The sequence below is a fragment of the Pedobacter sp. UYEF25 genome, from assembly GCF_054061655.1.
Genome location: NZ_JBSSEL010000013.1, coordinates 47,210 through 71,188 on the forward strand (window position 1 = coordinate 47,210; position 23,979 = coordinate 71,188).

Below are 23,979 nucleotides of genomic sequence, written 5' to 3' on the forward strand. Positions count from 1 at the left end.
ATTACAATCCTAAGTCAGCAGAAATATCCAACATCCGCTGAATAGGTTTTCTAGCAAGCGCTATAATATTTTCGGGAACTGTAACTTCTGGTAGGCCATTTTTTAAACACAAATAAAGCTTTTCTAGGGTATTTCTCTTCATATATGGACAGTCGTTACAGGCACAACTGTTGTTTGGTGGTGCAGGTATAAAAGTTTTTAAAGGATTTGACTTTTCCATTTGATGGATAATACCACTTTCAGTTGCTACTATAAATTCCTTTGCGGGATTGTTTATCGTGTACTTTAGTAGACCTGTTGTGGAACCTATGTAATCTGCCATTCTTAGAATAACCTCTTCACACTCAGGGTGGGCGATGAATTTTGCATCTGGATGACGTGCTTTTAATTTGGTAATTTTCTCTTTAGAAAAAATTTCGTGAACCATGCATGCACCATTCCAAAGTACCAAATCTCTACCGGTCTTTTTGGCAACCCATGCACCTAAATTTCTGTCTGGACCAAAAATAATTTTTTGATCTTTAGGTAAACTTTCTACAATCTGAACAGCATTTGTGCTAGTACAAACAATGTCGCTCATTGCCTTCAATTCGGCAGTGCAGTTTACGTAGGTAATCACCAAATGATCTGGATATTTCTCCTTAAATTTCTTAAATAAATGCGGCGGACAGCTGTCTGCCAAAGAGCATCCCGCTTTAACATCTGGTAATAAAACTATTTTTTGTGGCGACAGAATCTTTGCTGTTTCTGCCATAAAATGAACACCCGCAAATACAATTACCTCTGCGTCAGTTTTTGCTGCCTCTTGTGATAACCCTAAACTATCCCCTATATAATCCGCAATATCCTGTATATCAGGTTCCTGATAATAGTGAGCAAGAACAATTGCATTTTTTTCTCTTTTTAACTTTGCTATTTCTTCAAAAAGATCTAAAGTCGGATCTATTTGCTCATCTACAAATCCTTTCTGCTTAATTTCTTCTAAAATATTCATAACCTGTTTTTATTCCATTTGAAGCTTCTCCAAAGATACATGCTTTCCACACTTTAATATTTAATAGTTATTTTAAATATATAATTATTAAGGTTTATTAGTGTGTTAACTTTGTTGGCAAGTTTATTAAATAGCTTCTTCTTTTTAAGTTATTCTAGACTTCTCCACAATTGTGTTTACTGTTTAAAATGTTAGTTCACTCATTTTCAACTTAATTTATTAAATGGTTTTAACTTTTCAATACTAGAATGTTAACTGTTTGTTAAGTTCAAAAAGTTAGTTACTCGTAAAAACTGGCTTAAAAGTTGAGCAAAGAAATAGATCAACTTGGTATTTTCAGCTATCTTTAAACAAACAAGAAAATTTGTTAGCTCAATGTAGACATGAAATTAACAATTATAAGGGGTTTGTTAACATGATTTTTAAAACTTATAGATAATGCGTAAAGTAGATTTTCTAGTAATTGGCTCAGGGATTGCAGGTTTGAGTTTTGCATTAAAGGCTGCTAAACACGGCAACGTTTTAATTGTTACGAAATCAAACGAAGATGAGTCTAATACCAAGTATGCACAAGGTGGGGTGGCTGTTGTGGTTGATAAGCAGGATTCTTTTGAAAATCATATTTCTGATACTTTAATTGCTGGCGATGGACTTTGTGATGAGAAGATAGTGGAAATAGTGGTAAGTGAAGGACCGCAGCGAATTCAAGAAATTATTGACTATGGGATTGATTTTGATAAAGATCAATCTGGTTTTTATGATTTAGCCAAAGAGGGTGGGCATTCAGCGCATCGGGTTTTACATTATAAGGATGTTACTGGCTATGAAATAGAAAGAGTTCTCTTACAAGAGATCCATCAAAATGACAATATAGAAATATTAACCCACTACTTTGCATTGGAACTGATTACCCAACACCATTTAGGCACTTTCGTGGATAAACGTAGTGAAGATATTAACTGTTATGGCGTATATGCCTTTAATACTGAGCTTAACGATGTAGAAAAGATTTTAGCAAAGGTTACTGTTATGGCTGCAGGAGGCGCTGGGCATGTATATTCATCCACTACTAACCCGGTTATAGCAACTGGAGACGGAGCAGCTATGGTTTATCGAGCAAAAGGAAAGATAAGAAATATGGAGTTTATTCAATTCCATCCAACCGCTTTGTTTCATCCTGGAGAATACCCATCTTTTTTAATATCTGAAGCAGTTAGAGGATTTGGGGGTATTTTAAAAAGAAAAAATGGAACAGAGTTTATGCATGAGTATGATGAGCGACTATCTCTTGCTCCTCGAGATATTGTTGCCAGAGCTGTGGATGCAGAAATGAAGAAATCTGGAGACGACTTTGTTTATTTAGATATAACGATGCGAAGTAAGGAGGATATTCTTAAACACTTTCCAAATATTTATGCAAAATGTTTGTCCATTGGAGTTGATATGACAAAGGATTTTATTCCCGTTACTCCAGCTTCACATTATATGTGTGGCGGTGTTTTGGTTAATGAATATGGGAGATCGTCTATTAAAAACCTCTATGCCTGTGGGGAATGTTCTTCGACTGGATTACATGGAGCCAACAGGTTAGCTTCTAACTCATTGCTTGAAGCTACTGTGTTTGCACACCGAATTTATTTGGATGCAGTAGAGAATTTTAAAAATAACGAAATACCGGATAACGTTCCAGATTGGGATGATAAGGGGGTTACACAGGTAGACGAAGATATTTTGGTAACCCATAATTTGAGAGAGACACAGCGAATTATGGGAGATTACGTTGGCATCGTTAGATCTGATTTTCGTCTTCAAAGGGCTTACAGGAGGTTGTTTTTAATTTATGAAGAAACTGAGGAGTTTTATAAGAAGAACAAGGTATCTGTAAAGCTTTGTGAATTAAGAAATGTAATTCAAGCTGCCTATTTAGTTATAAAATCAGCTATGGAGCGGAAAGAAAGTAGAGGGTTGCATTATACCACAGATTACGATTGGCGGATACAGAAAATACACGATACAATACTTTAGATAGAAAATAATGCCATTAATACTTCCAGTAAAAGGAGTTTCGCCACTTATAGGCGACGATTGTTTTATTGCCGAAAATGCGACTATTGTTGGTGATGTAAGTTTAGGAAATAGGTGTTCGGTCTGGTTTAATGCTGTGATAAGGGGTGACGTAAATCGCATTTCGATTGGCAATGAGACGAATTTACAAGACGGTGTTGTCATCCATGCAACCTACCAAAAGGCTTCTACCACTATTGGAAATAGAGTTTCTGTTGGGCACAATGCCATAGTGCATGGCTGCATCGTAGAGGATAATGTTTTAATAGGTATGCAGGCTGTTGTAATGGATAATGCGGTAGTCGGGTCATTTTGTATCATAGCCGCTGGTTCTGTCGTACTTGAAAATACGGTGTGCGAAAGCGGATATATTTATGCAGGCACTCCTGCAAAGAAGATAAAGCCAATTTCAGTTCAACAGCGCAATTTATTGAATAGCTTGCCAGACAATTACATCTTATACGCTAGCTGGTTTCAGTAGGGAAAGCTAATTTTAATTGAATCTACGATTTAGATTGTTATTAGTTTCTTTTACGGGTGGTTTTACTGTAATGGGCGGTGGTGTAGGTTTTTCTGGAGGTGGTGGGATAGTTAACTTATCTTCTCGTTCCCAGTTTGCCCTCAAAGATCGCTCTACTGGATCGTACCAAATTTTTTCCGGTTGTAAACGAGCGGATACGTTTCCTGTGTCCCACTCATCGTTATTGTTTGCATCATATATTACACGAATAAAATACTTTCCTGAAGGATAATTTGCAAAATTTATAGTCTGATTTTTTTTAATTGGATATGTTTTTATAGTTTCTTTTTGTTCAGTGATAAACTCTACTAGGTAACTTTTTGTCGTATCAGGAACTTCTACATGTAAGATCAGGGAGCCGTAATCATCTTTGCTACCAAGGGTAAAGCTTTTATTAATCAGTTTATTTTTAGTATTAAAAATAGCTGTAAATGCTCCGGGCTCAATTTTAATGTTATATGTTCTTTTTGTCTGCCACGGGTATTTGATATAATACTTTAAGAAGTTTACACTGTCTTTAATAATCTCAAAATTAGTTCTTTTTATCGAATCCTCTAATAAATTAATCTTTGTCTGGTCTACTCCAGTAAGTGGAAAATTAGCAGTTAATGTGTATGATTTGAAAGGACTAAGCTTTAAATCACTTGTATTGTCTGTGAAGGTTAGCTCTCGTTTATAATCATCTTTCTTTCCACGCGTAAATGATATCGTATCTAATTTTTTTCCTGCGTCCGAGATTTCTAGTTTTACAGAATCAAAATCTAGTTTTCCCAGCCAAACATTCGCTGTGTCGTTGTTTTTAGAAAACGAAACGTATTTGTCTTTGTTCAGTGGGGCAGGTTGAATGACGTTAATTGTTGGATTCTTTAAACGCTGGTTAAATATAAAATACATACTTCCATCTAAATTAAACTTTCTGTCTACAGTTCTGTATTTAGATGCTTTCTCCTTAAATACCTGTAAATCATAGTTTTGAATATTTTTATTGATGTGTACCGTATCCTTTCTAAAGCCGATTTCATCAGATATTTGTTGGTAAATTTTATCGCCACCCCCGCTTTGTTCCTTCAACGCATAGACCTTGTAGTCGTCTTCTCGCAAATTGTTCAATTGGTAGCGGCCGGAGCTATCAGTTGTAGTATAAATAGAGGGACGTTTTTTTCCAAGGAGTGAATCCTTATTAAGTGGTAGTATAAAAACTGTAGCATCCAACTCAGGTATCCCAGTCAGCGAGCTAATTACGGTACCACTCAATTGCAAAGAATCTATTTTGGGTCCAGTCGAGAAAACATAGCTCAAATTTTTTATTACATTTCCCTCATTCACATCAGCAACCGCTTTACCAAAATTTAGTGTGTAGGTAGTATTTTTTTCTAATGTATCTTGTAAATCAATTTCTAATTTTTTTCCTTTTGTTTTTAAAATAGGAGGTTTCTCTTGATCTGGTGAGATATTAAATTCTTTAAATTCATCATTTAGCTTAAAGTATTCATCAAACTCGATGATTATCTTTTTAGCCGTAAAGTTTTTTGTCAAATTTTTTGGAGTCATTAATACCACTTTGGGCGGAGTGGTGTCTTTTGGGCCTCCCTGCGGATTTTGTGGAACAGCACAGGCCATTATTAAAGAAATTACTCCAAAAACGGCAATGTTCATAATTCTATAAAATGGACTTCGTTTATTTCGCATTTTCAAACGTTTTACAGCATTTTATCATTGTTTTAACCTTAGAGTTGAATAAATTTTGTTATCGCCTTATTGAGGCATAAAATTAACAGAAAATATTTTATTTAAGTATTTGACAATCAACTATTTAGTAATATAAACCATCAAAACGGAAATGTCGGAGGGAGAAACTCCCGAAATTCTAGAGGCTTGCCCAAGTGTTCTTGGTTTCACTTTAAATAGTTTCTCTCTGGCTTCTTTTGAGATTGAGATTATTTTATTATAGTCAAAATCTACTTGGATGGTTTTGTTTTCCATCTTTAACATTTTTGCTACTATTTCGTTTTCTTTCTCAAAATAGCTTTCATATTTAATTTGTATTTCGGCCTGCTCTATCGTATCATCGTCTAATTGTGAGGTAGCTTTCGCTAGAGGTTGACTTACTAACATTACATTTTTTATCCCTACATGTGGTCTTGATATCAAGCTATTTATTTTTACATTTTGATTAAGGACGCTCGATCCGAGGGTTTCTAACATAGGGTTAGCAATGTTCATTTCTATTCCTTGTTGTTTAGTAAATTTAATCAAATGCTCAGCGTCAGCTATTTTTTTATGTACTTTTTCGATTCTTTTATCTGATATTAGACCTAATCTATGTCCTATCGGGCTCAACCTAATATCAGCATTGTCTTGTCTCAAGAGCAATCTATGTTCAGCTCTTGATGTAAACATTCTATATGGTTCGTCTGTTCCCTTGGTTACTAAATCGTCTATCAATACCCCGATATAACTGTCTGATCTTTTCATAATGATAGGATCTTTCTCGTTAATTTTTTGGTGGGCGTTTATACCTGCCATAAATCCCTGACAAGCTGCTTCCTCGTATCCAGTGGTTCCATTTATTTGACCAGCTAAAAATAGGTTTTCTAATAATTTAGTCTCTAGTGTTAAATCTAATTGTGTTGGAGGAAAGAAATCGTATTCAATCGCATAGCCGGGCCTGAACATTTTTGCTTTTTCAAAGCCGGGGATTAACCGAAGTGCTTTCTGTTGAACATCCTCCGGGAGCGAGGTTGAAAACCCATTCACATAAATCTCACAGGTATGCCAGCCTTCTGGTTCAACAAAAATTTGATGGCGGTCTCTTTCAGAAAATCTATTAATTTTATCCTCTATTGAAGGACAGTACCTAGGCCCTAACCCCTTTATCCGTCCGGTAAACATTGGCGATTTTTCAAAGCCCTCCTTTAGTGCTTCATGAACTTCGGGGTTTGTATAAGTAACCCAGCAGCAACGTTTATCCTTCGAGCGACTTACGTTTGTAAATGAAAATTTTCCGGGGTTTTCATCGCCCCATTGCTCTTCCATTTTTGAATAATCGAGTGATCTCCCGTCTACTCTAGGAGGTGTTCCTGTTTTCATTCTGCCGGATTGGAAGCCAAGACCAACAAGTTGCTCGGTAATGCCGGTGGATGCCCTTTCTGCTGTTCTTCCTCCGCCGAATTTTTTTTCTCCTATATGGATTATGCCATTTAAAAATGTGCCATTTGTTAAAACTACAGCTTTGCTTTCAACTTTTATTCCCAGAGATGTTTGCACTCCATACACCGCGCCATCTTTTACTAGTAGTCCAACTACACTGTCTTGCCATAGGTCTATATTTTCTGTCCTTTCTAACATTAGTCTCCATTCTTCAGCGAAGCGCATTCGGTCAATTTGCGCTCTAGGACTCCACATCGCAGGGCCCTTCGAGAGGTTTAGCATTCTAAATTGTATAGTCGTTTTATCAGACACAATCCCTGAATATCCGCCCATCGCATCTATTTCTCGTACTATTTGGCCTTTTGCGACACCTCCCATGGCCGGATTACAGCTCATTTGGGCGATAGTTCCCATGTTCATAGTTATTAAGAGAACCTTGGATCCAAGATTTGCCGCAGCCGCAGCTGCTTCGCAGCCTGCATGACCAGCTCCCACTACTACTAAGTCGTATTTGTTAAACATGTTATTTGTTTTAGTGTTTCACGTGAAACCAATAGGCTTTTGTTTCACGTGAAACAATTATTCTGATAGCTCTAGCCATGTTGACATGGCTTCGTCAAGAGATTCGTTTAAAATTTCAAGCTTCTTCGATGATTCTTGTATTGCCGAATAATCGGTTGAGGAAATTTTTTCAAGAGCAGCACTCAATAATTTTATTTCCTTTTCTAGGCCCGCCACTTTGTGTTCGCTTTCCTCTAATGCGGCTTTCTCCTTATAACTTAGTTTCTTCTTAGCGGCAAGCTGATTGTTTGGCGTTATTTGTGGTTGAGGACTTTCGGGCTTCAACTTCGGTTGATCTAAACTTATTTTAAACTCAGAATAATTTCCATTGTAAACACTAACTCCCCCATTGCCTTCTAAAATAAAAAGTTGATCGCACATCTTATCGAGTAGATATCGGTCGTGGGAAACAAGCATTAGAATGCCGGGAAAATTTTCTAAAAATTCCTCCAATACATTCAAAGTATCAATGTCTAGATCGTTAGTAGGCTCATCTAAAATTAGGAAATTTGGGTTTTGCATAAGAACTTTCATCAAATGCAAACGTTTTTTTTCGCCTCCACTGAGCTTCTCTACCATTCCATGTTGCTTTTTAGGAGGGAAGAGAAAGAGAGAAAGTAGCTGTGAAGCTGTTATTGTAGATCCATCTGCCATCTTAATGTATTCGGCATCAGATTTTACAATGTCTATAACCCTCATTTTCTGATCGAAAGCCAATCCTGATTGTTTATAATAGCCAAAAACAGTCGTTTCTCCTATGCTTACCTTTCCACTTTCCGGTTGTTGTTGATTCGTTAAGATATTTAATAATGTCGACTTACCAGTGCCGTTTTTTCCCGCTACTCCAATCCTATCCCCTTTCTTAAAAGTATATGTAAATTCGTTTATAATTTTTATTCCGTCGTATGATTGTGAAATATGGTCTAACTCAAGAATTTTCCCTCCCTGCCTAGACATTTTTACATTTAACGTAACCGATCCTGCGTCAGATTTTTTCTTAGTTTTCTCTTCTAAATTGTAAAAAGCACTTATTCTCGCCTGAGATTTCGTGCCTCTAGCCTGTGGCATACGACGCATCCACTCCAATTCCTTTTTTAGTAAGTTCTTGTTTTTCTGCAAAGTACTTGCATCGCTTGCTTGACGTTCGCTTTTCTTTTCTAGAAAGAATGCATAATTACCTAGATAATTGTATATCTGTCCTCCATCTAATTCCACAATTGCATTGCAAACATTATCTAAGAAATATCTATCGTGCGTAACAAGTAAAATAGTTTTATTGCCAGAAGTGAGCAGCTTTTCTAACCATTCAATGGTATCGATGTCCAAATGATTGGTAGGCTCGTCTAAAATAAATAGGTCAGGATCTTCTATCAGTAGTTTTGCCAAGGCTAAGCGTTTTTTTTGACCCCCGGATAATGTATCAATTTGTTGCTGAAGTCTAAAAATTCCCATTCTATTTAGAATGGTTTTAATCTTATGCTCATATTCCCACGCATCGTGTTCACTCAGTTCCTCGTATAGCCTACTTAAAGTATTTTCATCTGGATCTGGATCTTCTAACAATTGCTCATATTCCCTTATCAACTGTTGTTGTTTATTGTCCATTGAAAAAATAAAATCACTAATGGAATCGCCCTCTTTAAACTGTGGGTCTTGATTTAAAAAACCAACCCTCACAGATTTGTTTTTAACCACCTTACCTTCTAGTGGAGGAAATTCTTCGCTCAGCAATTTTAGCAGCGTGCTTTTCCCAGATCCATTTATTCCAACCAAAGCAACTCGCTGTCCGCTATTAATGCCGAGGGTTAGGTTTTTAAATAACCATTCGTCGTGAAATGCATGTCCTACATCTTCTGCCGCAATTAAAGTGCTCAATACTTGAAATTTTAAATGTTAAAATATCGCAAAACTACGGATAATATTTGTTAAGGCGTTCATCGAAAGGTCAATTTGCGAACGTTGATTTTATCATACCTTAGGTTTATATATGGATTTACAAATAAAGCGGAAAAAGGCGGTTAGGACTCGCTCCGCCCCGCCTTTTATATCAACTAAAACTATTTATTTAGTAGCAGCAAAAACTGTTACGTCTATTAGACTGCTTAACATAAAAATAGTTGCAGTTGAATGTTGATTTTAGATCAACAGTTATTTGTTCTAGACGAACAGGTTACAATCCCTGACTAACCAACCAGATTGAATCTAATGATTTATTGCTTTTGATGATTACAAACAGCGAATAGATGGCTTATCTCACAAAACTCTTTTTTTAAGGTATAAATCCTCCATCTCTGTCATCTTTATTTTCTCAAATTTACTTTTGTCTCTGTAGCCCAAAAGATGAAGTGTGCCATGAATCATTATTCTACACACTTCATCGTAAGTGTTTATATTAAAGAGCTTTGCGTTATCTTTTACGCGCTCAATACTTATAAATACATCTGATTTAATTTGTTTGGGAGTCTCGCTATTGTCAAAGGTAATGATGTCGGTAAATGTATCGTGGTTCAAATATTTTTGATTTATTTCGAGTAAATATTCATCATTACAAAAAATGAAATTCATCTCATCAAGGGCAAATCCTTCTGCAGAAATTGCAGATTTTATCCATACTTTAACCTTCCTTTTATTTGGTAGATTGTAGTTCGCGTTTACTGCAAAGAAATTTATAGAAGCCATTGGCTAAATAGTACTTAAATGTTCGCTAATTGGTTAAAAATTTAAAATATTCGGCAATTTTCATCTTGTAATAATAGTTCAAGGTTGGAGGTAATTTTTGTAACAGGCTTTCTCCATTTAATTTTTGTTGCTTATATTCTTTTAAACGCTGTTGGTAAGATGGTGGGAATTGTTTTGCTGCTTGTGCTTCTCTATTGCTATCTTCATTCTGCTCTCTATCGGCTTTTTCTGCATTTATAAGTTTCGTTACCAAATCCTTTTGGCGCTGTATGGTTTCTTCTTCTAATTTCTTATTTACTAAATCGCTTTCGGTTTTCTTCATTTCTTTAACCGATTCATCTAGATTACCCATCTTTCCGCCGCCACCTTTACTATCTTCTCTGTTAAGTTTTTCCAAAGCCTGCCTTATCATCTGCTGCTGCTGAGCCATTTTGGCAAATTCTTCACTCATTTGCCCACTTCCCGCCTTTCCTTTATTTCCTTCTTTTTGCATTTGTTGCTTTGCTTGTTGCATGTTTTTATTTAATTGTTCCTGCATCTGCCTTAATTGCTGCATACTTTGTTGTTTGCCCTTACCTCCTTTAGCATTCTTAGTGGCTTTTTGCAGTTGCTCTAAAGCTTCATTAAGCATTAGCGCGAGGTTATTTATAGAAGTCATGGTATATTGTTGATAACGGTTTCCCTCTGCCGTTCTTCGCTCCGCTAAGCTTTCTAAACTTTTGGTTAAATTAAAGTTTATGGTGTTCATCTCTTTATTAACGGTACTTTCTATTTGAGGCACTCTTTTGCTCAAACTGAATAAGCTATCGGCAATGGTTTTCAAATTCTCTTTGACCGTTCGCTGCGCTTGTACATTAGTTCTATAACTTGGGTCGTTAGCATTCATTTCCTTCAACGCAAGCATAATTTTTTCTTGGGTAAAGGATGTAGAAAGCAGGTTTTCAAGCAGTTTACGCAGCTCTTTTGCATTTACGTTATTTTCAGCTTCTGTGCTATGCTGATTCATTTGCTTCATTTTCTCCGAAAGATTTTGCATGCCATCTGCTGCGTCTTTTTGTTTTTGGCTCGCCTGTTTTGGATTGTTTTTATCTAACGCGTCCTTACCATCTTGTTGCTGTTTTTGTATCTGCTGCAATTCGTCCTTAGGTTCTTCAAAAGTATTGGGACGTTCCAATTCCTTATTTTTCTCGCTTAATTTGGCAAGCTCTTCTTTAATTTCTTTAAGTTGTTTTATTAAATCATCCTGCTTTTCCTTCGCATCAAGTTGCGCTGTGCTTGCTGCCTTTGTTTGTTCGCTAAGCTTTTGCTGCGCTTTCGAGAGCTCATTAAGGCGATTGATGTTGTTTTCTAGTCCTTGGTCAAATTCCAGCTGTTTATACAGTTCCAAAATCCTATCCAGTTCATTTTTCAAACCTTTGTTGTCCACTTGAATTTTAGATAACTCATCCTGTGTAGAATCTTTAGCCTGTTGATCCATTAAAGATTGAAGTTTCTGCAACAATGCTTTGGTTTTTTCATCTAACACGTTATCGAACAAGTTTTTTATTTGATCTTGTTTTTGTTTGAGCTCATCCGTTTGCTGCCGATTTTCTTCTCGTTGCTGATTGCTTTTGTTGTTAAGCTCTTTTATCTCTTTAACCGCCTCGTCTAACTGTTTCTTTTTATCAAGTAAGGATTCTATCTCTTTTTTATCCTCAAAAGTAATTTCCTTTCGATCTATAAGCTTGTCGGCTATTTTTTTACTTTCTGTTTGCACCGAATTCGCAAGGCGAATGGCCGATTGCATCTGCTGTTTCAATGAAGTGCTATTCGCATTCAATTGGTTAGAAACCTCTTGTTTTGTAGGTGGAACGAATGTCATCAAAGAAGACCTAGAAATTTTCGCCCCATTAACGCCGTCGTTATCCGCTACTTCAAAATAATATTCTAACGATTGGTTCTCTTTTAAGGCAATATTTCTTAAATCCCATAAAAAGAAGAAATCGTTTGCAATAGCGTCCGCTTTGATTGCTATATTCTTGTGGAAGCTGGAGATTGATTTGCCATTTTCTTTAACATTATAATTAAAACTAAGGCGACTAAAGCCGTAGTCGTCTTCTATCTGACCGGTAAAATAAAGTGCTTTGCTTGATATCGAATCACTTTTTTGGTTAACCGCTATGCTTGGAAATTGATCTTTAATGACTGAAATTTGATGGCTAAGCGAATCAATAGAAGTTGAAAATTGATTCTTTGGAACGATACTATATCGCCCATTTTCTTTCATTTGTGAGCTGAAATTTGAAAGATTATTCTTTACAGATAAACGCCGGGATTTATCATTAAGCAGAAACAAAACGGCATCACTTTGCGAAGTTTTTATTTGCCAAGTTATTTCAGTTCCTTCCGGGATAAGTAATTCACCAACATTATCTACCTTTTCGCTTTTTTTACCAAGATAGTTTGGAAAATTAAGGAAAGCAGAAACGGTCAAAAGTTCTGCTTTGGGACGAACCTTCACCACATAACTCACTGACGAAAAACCTCCTCCTTTAAAGATTAGCGTCTTATCATTTTGAATATTTTTAATCGCAAAATTGAAGTTCGTTAAACCTTTCTTTTCTAATTTGTAAATGTTCTTTCCATCCGCTACATAAACCTCATTTGGAATATTATCCCCTACTATTTTAATAGGAATGTTGACATCATCGCCCTGGGTAAAATTTAAGTTTTTATTTGAAACTACAAACTCAAACGGCGCGATAGGAGGAATGTATTGATTGTATTTTATAAAACTATAAGTGCCTTGTTTTAAAATAATTGGAGAGAAAACAGCAATCAATAATATAAGGCTGATTGGTATAAATAAATATTTTAAATATTTCTTATTATCACCTATTCTTACTGCAGAATAAAACGGAATAGGCTTTAATTCTAAGATTTTTTGATCTATACTGGCAAAAATTAAATTGGTATTTGCCGGGTTATTTTCTGCCAATTGATGCAGTTGAAGCGTATTAAGTAGCTTGTCTTTAATATCTGTAAAATGATTGCCAATAATCACCGAAGCTTCATCCAAACTAAGCCGCCGACCCAATTTCGCCATCGCAAATAGGGGTTTGATAACTAATAAAACAATAATTAAGCAGGCGAAGGTTATAAACGAAAAAAAGACGATCGTTTTTACAGCTGCCGACGGATGGAAAAAATAAAAGCTTAGGAAAATAAATAGATACAGCAGCAACAAAACTGCTGAGGCATAGATGCTTCCACGTAAAATTTTATTCAGGTAAAACTTACGAATAAACTCGTTTATTTTTACCAATAATTCATTGTAGCTTTTTGTTGCCATGGGCAAGGGCTAATTTACGTAAATTAGATGTCTTCACCCTCCTCTTCTGGAGCGTAATTTTCTATTGCTTTGCCAATAGCGTTAACTTCCAAATCTTCTTCGAAAACGGGTAATTCTGTCTTGTAGTCTAATTTTAACCAAATTGATGAGGTGTCTTTTATAATTTGAAGGTATTCTTTCCCATCTTTAAATATGGTGTATGTATCATTTCCTTCAGGAAAAGCAGCATAAAGAACGCCGGAAACTTCTAAATCAAATGGGTCTTGCATAATGGAATTTTAGGAGGTTAAAATTACAAAATCATTGTTGGAAATTCCGCTCATTATTTACAATTCCTATTTTTGGAATCTCCATCAATAAAAAATTACTTCGCTTTGTTAAAATAAATAACGGTTTAAGTTAATTTAGCAACATTACATTCTTTTTAAAATATGAAATTAACCTTTTGGGGCGCTGCGCAACAAGTTACTGGTAGCATGCACCTGCTGGAAATTAATAATTATAACATACTAATAGACTGCGGGTTAGATTATGAGAAGGATTCTTATCAAGAAGATAATTTACAATTTCCTTTTAATCCGGCGAATATAAATCTGATAATTCTGACCCATGCACACATAGACCATTCTGGGAATCTGCCAACCTTAGTGAGGGCTGGTTTTGCCGGACAGATTTTGTGCACTCCGCCTACAGCCGACTTATCGGCATTACTTCTTTTCGATTCCGTAAACATTTTTTTAAGTAAAGAAAAGCGAACACCACGGACTAAACGCGGAAAGTTTTCGGGTCCAAAACCTTTATATCTTCAAAAAGATGTAATGGACACGCTAGATAGGATGGTTACCATAAATTTTAATAAACCTTTCCGCATCAGTGGCGATGTTAGTTTAACATTTATACCAGTCGGTCATTTATTAGGCGCTGCAGCGGCGGTTTTAACCATTAATGAGTATGGCCAAGAGAAGAAGATCGCTTTCACCGGAGACATTGGACGAGATAATTATCCAGTTATAGTTAATCCAGAGCCGTTACCAGAGGTAGATTATTTAATTTGTGAAAGTACTTACGGGGGGCGCTTTCACAGTAAAGAACTCAATTTGGAGCAACGTTTAGTGAAGGAAATCGAAGAGGCGTGCATCAAAACTCCAGGACGCTTAATTATTCCCGCTTTCAGCATCGGAAGAACCCAATCGCTGGTTTTTGCGCTTAATCAGATTTTTACAAAACAACTACTTCCTCCCATACAGGTTTTTGTAGACAGTCCAATGGCGCTTAAAGCAACCTCTATTTATCGGAAACACCACAAATTCGTCAATCAAGAAGCTAAGGATTTTTATCAAACTAAAGGTGATGAGTTTGAATTTGAACATTTAGCCTACGTGCAAACAATGAAAGAAAGCAAAGATGTTTCCAATTATTTAGATCCTTGCATCATTATTTCGTCTGCCGGGATGTTAGAGGGCGGTCGTATCCAAGACCATTTGTATTACAATATCCAGAATTATTATTGCACGTTGTTGTTTATTGGCTATTGCGCAAAAGGAACACTAGGAAACAAATTGTTGCGCGGCGATCCAATAGTGAGGATAAAAGATAGAGAATTAATGGTTTACGCTACCATTAGACAAACAGATTTGTTAAGCGGGCACGGAGATCACAACGATTTGCTAAATAAAGTTAGAGAAGCGGGAAAGCCAAAACAGGTGTTTCTGGTGCATGGTGAAATGAAAAGCTTACAAGCGTTAAGTGATGCTTTGGAAACAGAAGGTTTTTCGGTAAAGATACCAGAACGCGGAGAGACTTTTGAGATTTAATTAGCCTAATTAGAACGATTAAGGGCTTTTTATTGGCTTGACTGCTCTAAACAAGCTAATTTTAAGGAAACATCGTTTGCCTATAATGTATTTATGGTTAGCAATTTCCTTTTCCATGTAATTAGGTATGAGACTTAAAACAGACCTATCGAAAAGCGTTTAGCCTTACTCCAAACCGTTTATTTGATAAAAACTAGGGAATAGAAAAAAATTATCTATATTTGTTAGTGAGTATTCACTAACAAGTGTATTTGTTTGACAATTTACAGGGTTTCAAACGGTAACGGTAACACAAATGCAAACAAGCAAAATAAATTAAAAATAAGGATCAAAATTAGCTATAAAGCGAGTCTACACTTTTACGGAAAATTATTTAATTAAAACGATGATTGAAACCATAACACCTAGGCAGTTTGAAATAATTGAGGCGGCGGGTAAAATTTTAACCAAAGCAGGCGTGGGCGGTTTAACCATTAAAAATCTGGCCAAAGAAATGCAATTTTCGGAAAGTGCAATTTACAGGCATTTTCCCAGTAAGGAAAGCATCATCATAGCTATGCTATGCTTTTTGGCAGATGATATGGATAAACGCTATGCTAATATTATTAATGAAGCGCACTCAATCGAAGAAAAATTCATTGTTCTTTTTCAAAATCTGCTTTCCTTCTTCCATAGCAATCCGCACTTTGTGGTAGCTGTTTTTTCTGATGGACTAATCGATGAGAGTCATGCCATTAATTACTCCATTACAAACATTTTGAAAGTAAAAATAAAACACTTAAAGCCAATCATTCAAGACGGTCAAAATAATGGAATTTTTATAAACAGTCTTTCAACAGATGATTTGGTACATATTGTAATGGGCGCTATGCGCCTGCAAATGTATAAATGGCGCATGGCGAATTTCGAATTTAATATTATTGAATTTGGAAATAGACTCATACTTTCTTTGTTAGTCTTGATAAAAACCAAATAAACACCTGAACACATTCAAATCAATTTCGGTATCGTAAATTGAAGTATGCTGCTTTTTAGCTGTCGAAACAATTTTAAAGAACAAGCTTGAGAACGAGCAGAAATGTAAACAGAAATATTTTAACCAGAAATTATAAAAAGAATGAAAACAATAAATTACTCTAACGTATATCGAATTTTGCAATGGGTAATTGCTTTATCTCCACTTTTCATCCTGGTAACTAAAATTTTGAGGCCTACATGGCTAAATAAAAACAACATGGCAGAGATTATCCAATCCTATATTAGCAATGAAAATATTTCACTCTCGCGCGATAAGATCATCATACTAGCAAATAATAAGAAGTCCAATGTGGAACTGGCATATTTATAATGGCGATCTATTAACAGGGCTATTTAGCATAAGATTTTTATTTTCTAAGAATATTTGAGCTGAAAGAAGATAATTACCTCAAAAATTACAATCAGGTTAAAAAATTTTTTTTTACCCCTAGACGAACTTTTGATTTCACAAACAGATATGATAACTGCCAAATTAATTTTGATTTCGGCACTGGCAAATATAGGATTCAACAAAGCAAAAACTGATATCAACAATGGATGTTAAAATGAAATATGGATTAATGGTTTTATTAGCTGCAACGTTTTTCTCTTGCAACTCGAAAAATAAAGAGGTAAAACCAGTTGTGCAAGACATTAAAGAATTGGTTTTTGTATCGGGGGTAGTGGAATGGGATGATGTCTATAACCTAACGGCACAAACTGATGGTGTGTTGACCAATGCCAATTTCGACGCCGGAAACAAAGTAGTTCAAGGGGTCGTTTTGGCAAGTATCGATAACAAAACCAACCAAATTAATACCGAAATGGCACAAAAGCAATTGGCTATTGCCAATCAAAACCTGACATCAAAATCGCCGCAAATGCAACAACTACAGCAAAATATTGGCTTTGCTGAGAGCAAATATAGACAGGATAAAACGCAAGAAGAACGATACAAAAGAATGTATGAAAGTGAAAGTATAGCAAAAATGGAATATGAAAATATAGCTTTGAACGCAAAGAGCTCTTTGGCAAATTTGAATGCATTAAAAGACCAACTCGCGCAAATTTTACAACAAGCCAAGCAACAACAAATTGCCATTAAAGGACAGTTGCAAAACAGTAAAGTGGTGCAAAACTATAACCAAATTGTGGTAACCGAAAGTGGCACCATCATCAAGAAACTAAAAAACTCGGGAGAATATGTGCGCAAAGGCGATATTATTGGCACCATAGCCAATGATAAGAAAATTGAAATTGTATTAAATGTTGATGAAAACAGCATTGCCAAAGTAAAGATTGGGCAAACTGTTTTTGTGCAATTGAATACCGACAAAAGTAAAACCTACGACGCTAAAATAACTGAAATATTGGCAGCATTTGATGAAAAAACACAGTCGTTTATTTGCAAAGCAAGCTTTGATACTGCATTGAATACCAGTATTTTCGGAACGCAACTGGAGGCAAATATTTTGGTTGGCGAAAAGAAAGATGCATTGTTGATTCCGAGAAGCTATATGGGTTTTGGAAACAAAGTAAATGTAAAAGGGAAAGACGAAGATGTAATTATTAAAACAGGTATTGTTTCAACAGATTATGTTGAAGTTTTGCGTGGAATTACCAAACATGACATTCTGTTACCCCTAAAACTATAAGCAATGAACATAAACAGCGCCATTGCCAAAACATACATTTTTTCTAACCAAAAGCTTACTGCGGTAGCCGTTCTGGGCGTTTTGTTGGGCATGTCTATTTATATTTTTATGAATAGTTTGTTGGTGGGTTTTGATAAAAGTTCCAACAAGTCGATTTTCAGGAACACTTCGCACATTCGAGTTTATAAAGGTGATGAGGTAAGCAAAGTTTTGATAAAAGACACTAATTCTGATTACCTAATTATCAACCCAAAAGTAGTGCCCAATAACAACACTATCCTCAACCCAAAAATGGTGATGGAAACCATTTTGAAACAAAAAGAGGTAACGGTGGTAACGCCACAGATAAACACCAGTGTTTTTTACAATAATGGCAAATCCCAAATAGCAGGTCTTGCGGTTGGAGTAAACCCGAACGAAGCCAATTTGATGTACAATATTCAGTCTTTTATGGTCGAGGGAGATTTTGATTTACTTAAATCTAATCCCAATGGAATGGTTATTGGCAGCGGCATTGCAGAGAAAATGAATTTAGCCGTTAGCGATAATATCAACCTCAGTTCCTCCAAAGGCGTAAACCGAACTTTCAAAATTGTAGGCATTTTTAAAACCAATAATTCGGCTACAGACAAAACAAAATCCTACATAAATTTGGCCGCTGCACAACAATTATTGCTCGAAGGAAATTCTTACATAACGGATATAAATGTAAACGTAACCGACCCCGAAATTGCCGAGAAAGTTGCCGCTAAATTGAGTCAAATAACAGGCTACAAAGCTGAAGGATGGAAGGAAGCCAACGAAACCTTGATGGCATCCAGCAGAATGCGAAAATTCATTATCACCTTCGTGTCGTTCACTATTCTTCTGGTTGCAGGCTTTGGAATTTACAATATTTTAAACATGACAGTTTCTCAAAAGATAAATGACATTGCCATTTTAAAAGCGATGGGATTTAAAGGTAAAGATGTCATCCGTATTTTTGTAACGCAAGCTGTTTCTATTGGTATTATGGGCGTTAGTGGCGGCGTAATTATGGCAATCATTCTGGTTACCCTATTAAAGAGAATTTACCTCGGTGGCGATATTGGATTTTTTCCGGTGGATTATGAACCCGAAAAATTTATTCAAGGCATAGTAATTGGATTGGTAATCACCTTTTTTGCAGGCTATATCCCAGCCAAAAAGGCTGCAAATGTTGATCCGGTTGACATTTTAAGAAAATAGGAATGGGCACGATTTTAAAAACAACTAATATCGATAAGTTCTTTTATGAACCAACTGAATTTCAAGTGTTGAAAGGTATAAATTTTGAGGTGAAAAGAGGAGAATTTTTAAGCATGATTGGAAAGTCTGGGAGTGGAAAATCGACTTTATTGTATATACTCTCTACGATGGATACCGATTATAAGGGTCAATTATTTATTGATAATCAATTGACTACTGGTTTGTCCAAAGATAAACTAGCCGAGTTGCGGAACGAGAAGATTGGATTTGTGTTTCAGTTTCATTATTTATTATCCGAATTTTCTTGCCTGCGAAACGTGATGATTCCGGCTTTAAAATTGGGTAAGCTATCCGAAAAAGAAATAGAAGCAAGAGCCTATGATAAACTGAATGTTTTAGGCTTAAAGGACCAAGCATTGAAACCAGCCAGCAAACTTTCTGGTGGCCAACAGCAGCGGGTAGCCGTTGCGAGAGCACTAATTAACGATCCGTTGATCATTATGGGCGATGAGCCAACGGGGAATCTGGACAGTAAAAACACCAATATTGTTTTTGACATTTTTCAGGAACTCACGCAAAATTATGGTCAAACAATTATTGCTGTAACCCATGACGAAGATTTTGCGCAAAAAAGCGATAGAGTGATGGAAATGAAAGACGGAGAAATTTTTAAACATACCTACAAAAGCTAAACGTTTTCTAATTTCCTACCCTCTACAAGCTATCTTACCTATTTATCCCATCAAATTACAAATTTCTATCTTGGCTTCATGGAAAATCTGGATCAAATATCAGAATTTAAATCTTCGCCCGAGCTCGTTGCGCAACTCTACAAATACAGCATAAAAAAGAACTACAAGGCGGGAAGCACAATATTGAACGAAAACTCTAATATCCGCTCTATACCAATTGTTACCAAGGGGATGATGAAGGTGTTTAGAACCGAAGCAGACGGCAGGGAAATTTTGCTCTATTACATTAAAGCCGGTGAAAGCTGCATCATGTCTTTTTTGGGTGGATTGCACAATGAAATAAGCAAAGTTAGAGCCGAAGTAGAAGAGGACGCGGAAATTCTTTTTCTGCCTATTGATAAGGTTTCCTTGTTTATTAAAGAATATCCACAATGGTTAGATTATATTTTCCGCCTATATCACAAACGTTTTGAAGAATTATTGGAAATTGTAAATGCCATTGCATTTAAAAAGGTAGATGAACGCCTTTTGAGTTTGCTAAAAACAAAATCAGATCTCACGCAATCTAAAACCATTTCAATTACGCATGAACAATTGGCCAATGAATTGGGAACGGTTCGGGTGGTGGTTTCTAGATTGTTAAAGCAGCTAGAGGACAATGGTGTTGTGCAACTTGGCCGAAGCAAGATTATCCTTATGTAACCAAAGTAGCTGTATGGGCTTTTGATTTGATGCACCTTTGTGGTATCAATATTAAAAAGGAATGGAACTAGCGGGCTATTTAGCATCAATTTTTATAGGTATAGCCTTAGGCCTAATTGGTGGCGGTGGCAGCATTCTAACGGTACCTGTTTTAGTTTATTTATTTAGTGTTGATGCGGTTTTAGCAACGTCTTATTCACTTTTTATTGTGGGTACAACAAGTGTGGTGGGCTCTCTTTCCTATTTCAAAAAAGGGTTGGTAAATATCAAAACAGCAGTTGTTTTCGGCTTACCATCTATTGTGGCGGTGCTGCTTACAAGAATCTATATTGTTCCAGCCATCCCAAAAGAAATTTTCAGCCTTGGTAACTTTACCCTTACTAAGGGCGTATTATTTTTACTATTGTTTGCTGTGCTGATGATTTTTGCGTCATACAGTATGATAAGAAAGGATAAATTATTAACGGAACAAAAAAACAGCGCATCCTTCAAATACCCATTAATAATTTTGCAAGGTTTTTTTACGGGTGCAATTACAGGCTTAATAGGTGCGGGTGGCGGGTTTTTGATTATTCCGATGCTCGTTAATTTGTTAAAATTACCTATAAAAACTGCAGTAGGAACCTCATTGGCCATTATGGCTATCAGCGCCCTTCTTGGGTTTTTATCTTCGTTGCAACATAGCACTATCAACTGGCAGTTATTGCTAATCATTTCCTGCATAGCCATCATCGGGATATTGATAGGCAGCTATATTTCTACAAAAATCGACGGTAAAAAACTCAAGCCTGCCTTTGGGTGGTTTGTGCTGTCAATGGGCATTTACATCATCATTAAAGAAACTATTTTAAAATAATAAAGCTATGGTACAAGATCATTATTACGGGGTTAACTTACAATTGAACGAAGGCAGGAAAGGCACTTTTTCCCCCCTGTTTTAAACGAAATTATTGATAGAGGGCAAATATTTGATTACCCAGGCAGAAATGTTTCCGACCGTAAAAATTAGTTGATATAGAAAATGATTTAGATAAAGTTCAGCGGATTGTAGGAAAAGAAAAAATTTCGCTGCTTGGCAAGAAATTTTATGAAAACAGAAATAATATTGACATCGAACATTATCTAATGTGACAATAGTAGCTGTACAGGTGGATCAAATAATCGAAGTTTGTAGAATTAGACAAATATAACAGAACAATAAAAATTAAGACTATGTTTTTTCAACACGTTTATGATGAAAGTTTGGCTCAAGGAAGTTATGTGATAGGTTGCCAGGCTACCGGCGAAGCAATAGTAATAGATGCAAAAAGAGATATTGATGTATATCTTGATATTGTCAAACAAAACAATCTTCGCATTACCCACATAGCCGAAACACATATTCACGCAGATTTTCTTTGCGGTTCCAGAGAATTGGCTTCCGTTACTGGCGCAACGATGTATCTATCAGCAGAAGGAGGCGAGGATTGGCTTTATGAATTTGCACACAAAGGTTTAAAAGATAGGGATGTAATAAAAGTTGGAAACCTTTCTTTGGAAGTATTGCACACGCCGGGCCACACGCCAGAAAGCATCAGCTTTTTACTTACGGACCATCCGGCAACAGAAAAACCAGTGATGTTATTTACAGGAGATTTTGTGTTTGTGGGAGATATTGGCCGTCCTGATTTACTGGAAAAGGCCGCGGGGCTTATTGGTACCAAAGAATCTGGCGCCAAACAAATGTTCCAATCGTTAAAAAAGTTTGCTGCTTTGCCATCATATGTGCAGGTATGGCCAGCTCATGGTGCAGGTTCTGCTTGTGGCAAGGCTTTAGGCGCAGTGCCAAGTACTACGATAGGTTATGAGAAAATACGCAATTGGGCATTTAGGTATGGTGAAAATGAACAAGGGTTTACAGATTGTCTTTTAGCAGGGCAACCAGAACCGCCCAAGTATTTTGCGATGATGAAACACTTAAATAAAGCCGACCGAAAGTTACTTATAGAAGTACCTAGGCATCTCAAATTAACCACGACACAGTTTAATTCTGCTTACAAAAGCGATATTAAGCTAATCGACTCCAGCGATAAGGCAGATTTCGCCAAAGGATTTATTCCTGGCAGTCTTAATATTCAAAACAATAACACTTTCTCTACCTGGGCTGGTTGGCTACTTAATTACCAAGAGCAGTTTATGTTGGTTTGTAATGATAGTCAAATAGAGGATTTGACCAGGAAGCTGATGCGCATAGGGCTGGATAATATTTACGGTTACATTTCGAATGTCAACGAATGCGGTCTCGAACTACAAACAGAAGAAGTAATTTCAGTTGATGCCTTTAAAACCTATCTCGGCAAAGAAGACGTTCAAATTATAGATGTAAGAGGCGCAACCGAATACGAAGCAGCGCACATTAAAGGAGCAGATAATATTTTTGTGGGAACCATTCAAGATAATTTGGATAAGATAAGCAAACACAAACAGCTCGTTATTTACTGTCAGGCAGGAGATCGTGCTGCAATTGCCTATTCGGTAATGGCTAAAAACGGTTTCAAGAACGTAAAGAACTTTTCTGGAGGAATGAAAGCGTGGCTGGAAGCAAAAGGTAAAACCATAAGTAGCAAAACAGCAATATTTATCAACATATAGAATTATGGGATTTTTTTCATTATTATTTGGCAACACCGACAACAGTAAACTAAAAGACGCGATAAAAGCGGGTGCATTTTTGGTAGATGTTCGCGGTAGCGGAGAGTTTGCGTCGGGCAGCGTAAAGGGAGCAGTAAACATTCCGTTAGATAAACTGCCAAGTCAATTAGCTAAATTTAAGGGCAAGAAAAACATCGTTGTTTTTTGCCAAAGCGGTAACCGAAGCAGTAAGGCAAAAAGCCTTTTGGAGCAAAGCGGTATACAAAACGTACTAAACGGTGGCACTTGGAACAATGTAAATAGGGTAAAGAATGAATAATGGAAAGGAGCTGCAATGTTGCGGTACACCATGTGATGATAAGCTTGACCAAGCCTTTTGGAACACCCGGTGGGAGACTGGCGAAACACGCTGGGATAACGGCGAAGCTTCGCTTGCAATTACAACCTAACTATCACAATACACCAACAAAAATGCTGCGGTATTAATTCCCGGTTGTGGCAATGCCTACGAGGCAGCGTATTTAGTTGTAAATGGGTTTACAAATATCACACTGATTGACATTGCGCCTGCACCCATAAACTTGGTTAAAGCCAGGTTTTCCGATAGACCACAGGTAAACGTGTTGTGCGAGGATTTTTTTAAACATCAAGGCAAATACGATTTGATTATCGAACAAACATTTTTCTGTGCCATCCCACCCAATAGGCGAAGAGAATATGCAGAAAAAACGGCGTCGGTACTTAACCAAAATGGTAGAATAGTAGGTGTGCTATTCGATAGAACTTTTGAAACACATGGTCCACCATTTGGAGGCTGCCAAGACGAATATAAGCAGATTTTCGAACCAAATTTTACCATTAAGACTATGGAGGAATGCTATAACAGTGTTTTGCCTAGAGCCAATACAGAAATATTTATCAACCTGGTAAGAGAATAGAAAC

General features: G+C 36.5%; 20 protein-coding genes and 1 pseudogene. 14 read left to right on the forward strand and 7 right to left on the reverse strand.

Annotation, left to right across the window (positions count from 1 at the left end):
• Position 1 precedes the first annotated feature (1 nt).
• Complete coding sequence (gene nadA, locus ACVWYG_RS12960; protein WP_457270654.1) at positions 2 to 994, reverse strand: quinolinate synthase NadA; 993 nt, start codon at positions 992 to 994, stop codon at positions 2 to 4.
• Between the two features lie 438 nt (positions 995 to 1,432).
• Here nadA and nadB point away from each other — a divergent pair, with 438 nt between their 5' ends.
• Positions 1,433 to 3,019, forward strand: coding sequence for an L-aspartate oxidase (gene nadB / locus ACVWYG_RS12965; protein ID WP_457270655.1), 1,587 nt, complete (start codon positions 1,433 to 1,435; stop codon positions 3,017 to 3,019).
• A gap of 10 nt (positions 3,020 to 3,029) precedes the next feature.
• Positions 3,030 to 3,539: a gamma carbonic anhydrase family protein gene (locus tag ACVWYG_RS12970; protein ID WP_457270656.1), complete on the forward strand. Its 510-nt coding sequence runs from the start codon at positions 3,030 to 3,032 to the stop codon at positions 3,537 to 3,539.
• 12 nt (positions 3,540 to 3,551) lie between these two features.
• On the opposite strand, the gene ACVWYG_RS12975 is transcribed toward ACVWYG_RS12970, so the two are convergent.
• The 6 genes from ACVWYG_RS12975 to ACVWYG_RS13000 all read right to left on the reverse strand — a co-directional run bounded on the left by ACVWYG_RS12975 (position 3,552) and on the right by ACVWYG_RS13000 (position 13,568).
• Entirely contained in the window at positions 3,552 to 5,267 is a 1,716-nt protein-coding gene (locus ACVWYG_RS12975; protein WP_457270657.1) for an Ig-like domain-containing protein, read from the reverse strand.
• 120 nt (positions 5,268 to 5,387) lie between these two features.
• The gene (mnmG, locus tag ACVWYG_RS12980) at positions 5,388 to 7,250 is read right to left on the reverse strand and encodes a tRNA uridine-5-carboxymethylaminomethyl(34) synthesis enzyme MnmG (RefSeq protein WP_457270658.1); all 1,863 of its coding nucleotides are present in this window, start codon (positions 7,248 to 7,250) and stop codon (positions 5,388 to 5,390) included.
• A 57-nt stretch (positions 7,251 to 7,307) separates the two neighbouring features.
• On the reverse strand, positions 7,308 to 9,164 hold the full coding sequence (gene abc-f / locus ACVWYG_RS12985) for a ribosomal protection-like ABC-F family protein (RefSeq protein ID WP_457270659.1): 1,857 nt from the start codon (positions 9,162 to 9,164) through the stop codon (positions 7,308 to 7,310).
• 378 nt (positions 9,165 to 9,542) lie between these two features.
• Complete coding sequence (gene ybeY, locus ACVWYG_RS12990) at positions 9,543 to 9,968, reverse strand: rRNA maturation RNase YbeY (RefSeq protein ID WP_457270660.1); 426 nt, start codon at positions 9,966 to 9,968, stop codon at positions 9,543 to 9,545.
• A gap of 25 nt (positions 9,969 to 9,993) precedes the next feature.
• Entirely contained in the window at positions 9,994 to 13,299 is a 3,306-nt protein-coding gene (locus ACVWYG_RS12995) for a DUF4175 family protein (RefSeq protein ID WP_457270661.1), read from the reverse strand.
• Between the two features lie 23 nt (positions 13,300 to 13,322).
• Positions 13,323 to 13,568, reverse strand: a complete 246-nt coding sequence (locus tag ACVWYG_RS13000) for a hypothetical protein (RefSeq protein WP_457270662.1) — start codon at positions 13,566 to 13,568, stop codon at positions 13,323 to 13,325.
• Between the two features lie 162 nt (positions 13,569 to 13,730).
• Here ACVWYG_RS13000 and ACVWYG_RS13005 point away from each other — a divergent pair, with 162 nt between their 5' ends.
• From ACVWYG_RS13005 to ACVWYG_RS13060, 12 genes and pseudogenes are all read left to right on the forward strand, one after another.
• Positions 13,731 to 15,113, forward strand: a complete 1,383-nt coding sequence (locus ACVWYG_RS13005; protein ID WP_457270663.1) for an MBL fold metallo-hydrolase — start codon at positions 13,731 to 13,733, stop codon at positions 15,111 to 15,113.
• Between the two features lie 385 nt (positions 15,114 to 15,498).
• Positions 15,499 to 16,089, forward strand: a complete 591-nt coding sequence (locus ACVWYG_RS13010; protein ID WP_457270664.1) for a TetR/AcrR family transcriptional regulator — start codon at positions 15,499 to 15,501, stop codon at positions 16,087 to 16,089.
• 141 nt (positions 16,090 to 16,230) lie between these two features.
• Positions 16,231 to 16,461: a hypothetical protein gene (locus tag ACVWYG_RS13015; RefSeq protein ID WP_457270665.1), complete on the forward strand. Its 231-nt coding sequence runs from the start codon at positions 16,231 to 16,233 to the stop codon at positions 16,459 to 16,461.
• Between the two features lie 223 nt (positions 16,462 to 16,684).
• Positions 16,685 to 17,785: an efflux RND transporter periplasmic adaptor subunit gene (locus ACVWYG_RS13020; protein WP_457270666.1), complete on the forward strand. Its 1,101-nt coding sequence runs from the start codon at positions 16,685 to 16,687 to the stop codon at positions 17,783 to 17,785.
• A 3-nt stretch (positions 17,786 to 17,788) separates the two neighbouring features.
• On the forward strand, positions 17,789 to 19,012 hold the full coding sequence (locus ACVWYG_RS13025; RefSeq protein ID WP_457270667.1) for an ABC transporter permease: 1,224 nt from the start codon (positions 17,789 to 17,791) through the stop codon (positions 19,010 to 19,012).
• Between the two features lie 2 nt (positions 19,013 to 19,014).
• Positions 19,015 to 19,704: an ABC transporter ATP-binding protein gene (locus tag ACVWYG_RS13030; RefSeq protein WP_457270668.1), complete on the forward strand. Its 690-nt coding sequence runs from the start codon at positions 19,015 to 19,017 to the stop codon at positions 19,702 to 19,704.
• Positions 19,705 to 19,782: 78 nt separating this feature from the next.
• Positions 19,783 to 20,406, forward strand: coding sequence for a Crp/Fnr family transcriptional regulator (locus ACVWYG_RS13035; protein WP_457270669.1), 624 nt, complete (start codon positions 19,783 to 19,785; stop codon positions 20,404 to 20,406).
• 61 nt (positions 20,407 to 20,467) lie between these two features.
• Positions 20,468 to 21,262, forward strand: coding sequence for a sulfite exporter TauE/SafE family protein (locus ACVWYG_RS13040; RefSeq protein ID WP_457270670.1), 795 nt, complete (start codon positions 20,468 to 20,470; stop codon positions 21,260 to 21,262).
• Positions 21,263 to 21,618: 356 nt separating this feature from the next.
• The gene (locus tag ACVWYG_RS13045; RefSeq protein WP_457270671.1) at positions 21,619 to 23,037 is read left to right on the forward strand and encodes an MBL fold metallo-hydrolase; all 1,419 of its coding nucleotides are present in this window, start codon (positions 21,619 to 21,621) and stop codon (positions 23,035 to 23,037) included.
• 4 nt (positions 23,038 to 23,041) lie between these two features.
• Positions 23,042 to 23,356, forward strand: coding sequence for a rhodanese-like domain-containing protein (locus tag ACVWYG_RS13050; protein ID WP_457270672.1), 315 nt, complete (start codon positions 23,042 to 23,044; stop codon positions 23,354 to 23,356).
• On the forward strand, positions 23,349 to 23,486 hold the full coding sequence (locus ACVWYG_RS13055; protein ID WP_457270673.1) for a hypothetical protein: 138 nt from the start codon (positions 23,349 to 23,351) through the stop codon (positions 23,484 to 23,486). The genes ACVWYG_RS13050 and ACVWYG_RS13055 overlap by 8 nt, the downstream gene beginning before the upstream one ends.
• Before the next feature lie 27 nt (positions 23,487 to 23,513).
• Positions 23,514 to 23,975 (forward strand): annotated as a pseudogene (locus ACVWYG_RS13060) (methyltransferase); the annotation flags it as partial.
• Positions 23,976 to 23,979 lie beyond the last annotated feature (4 nt).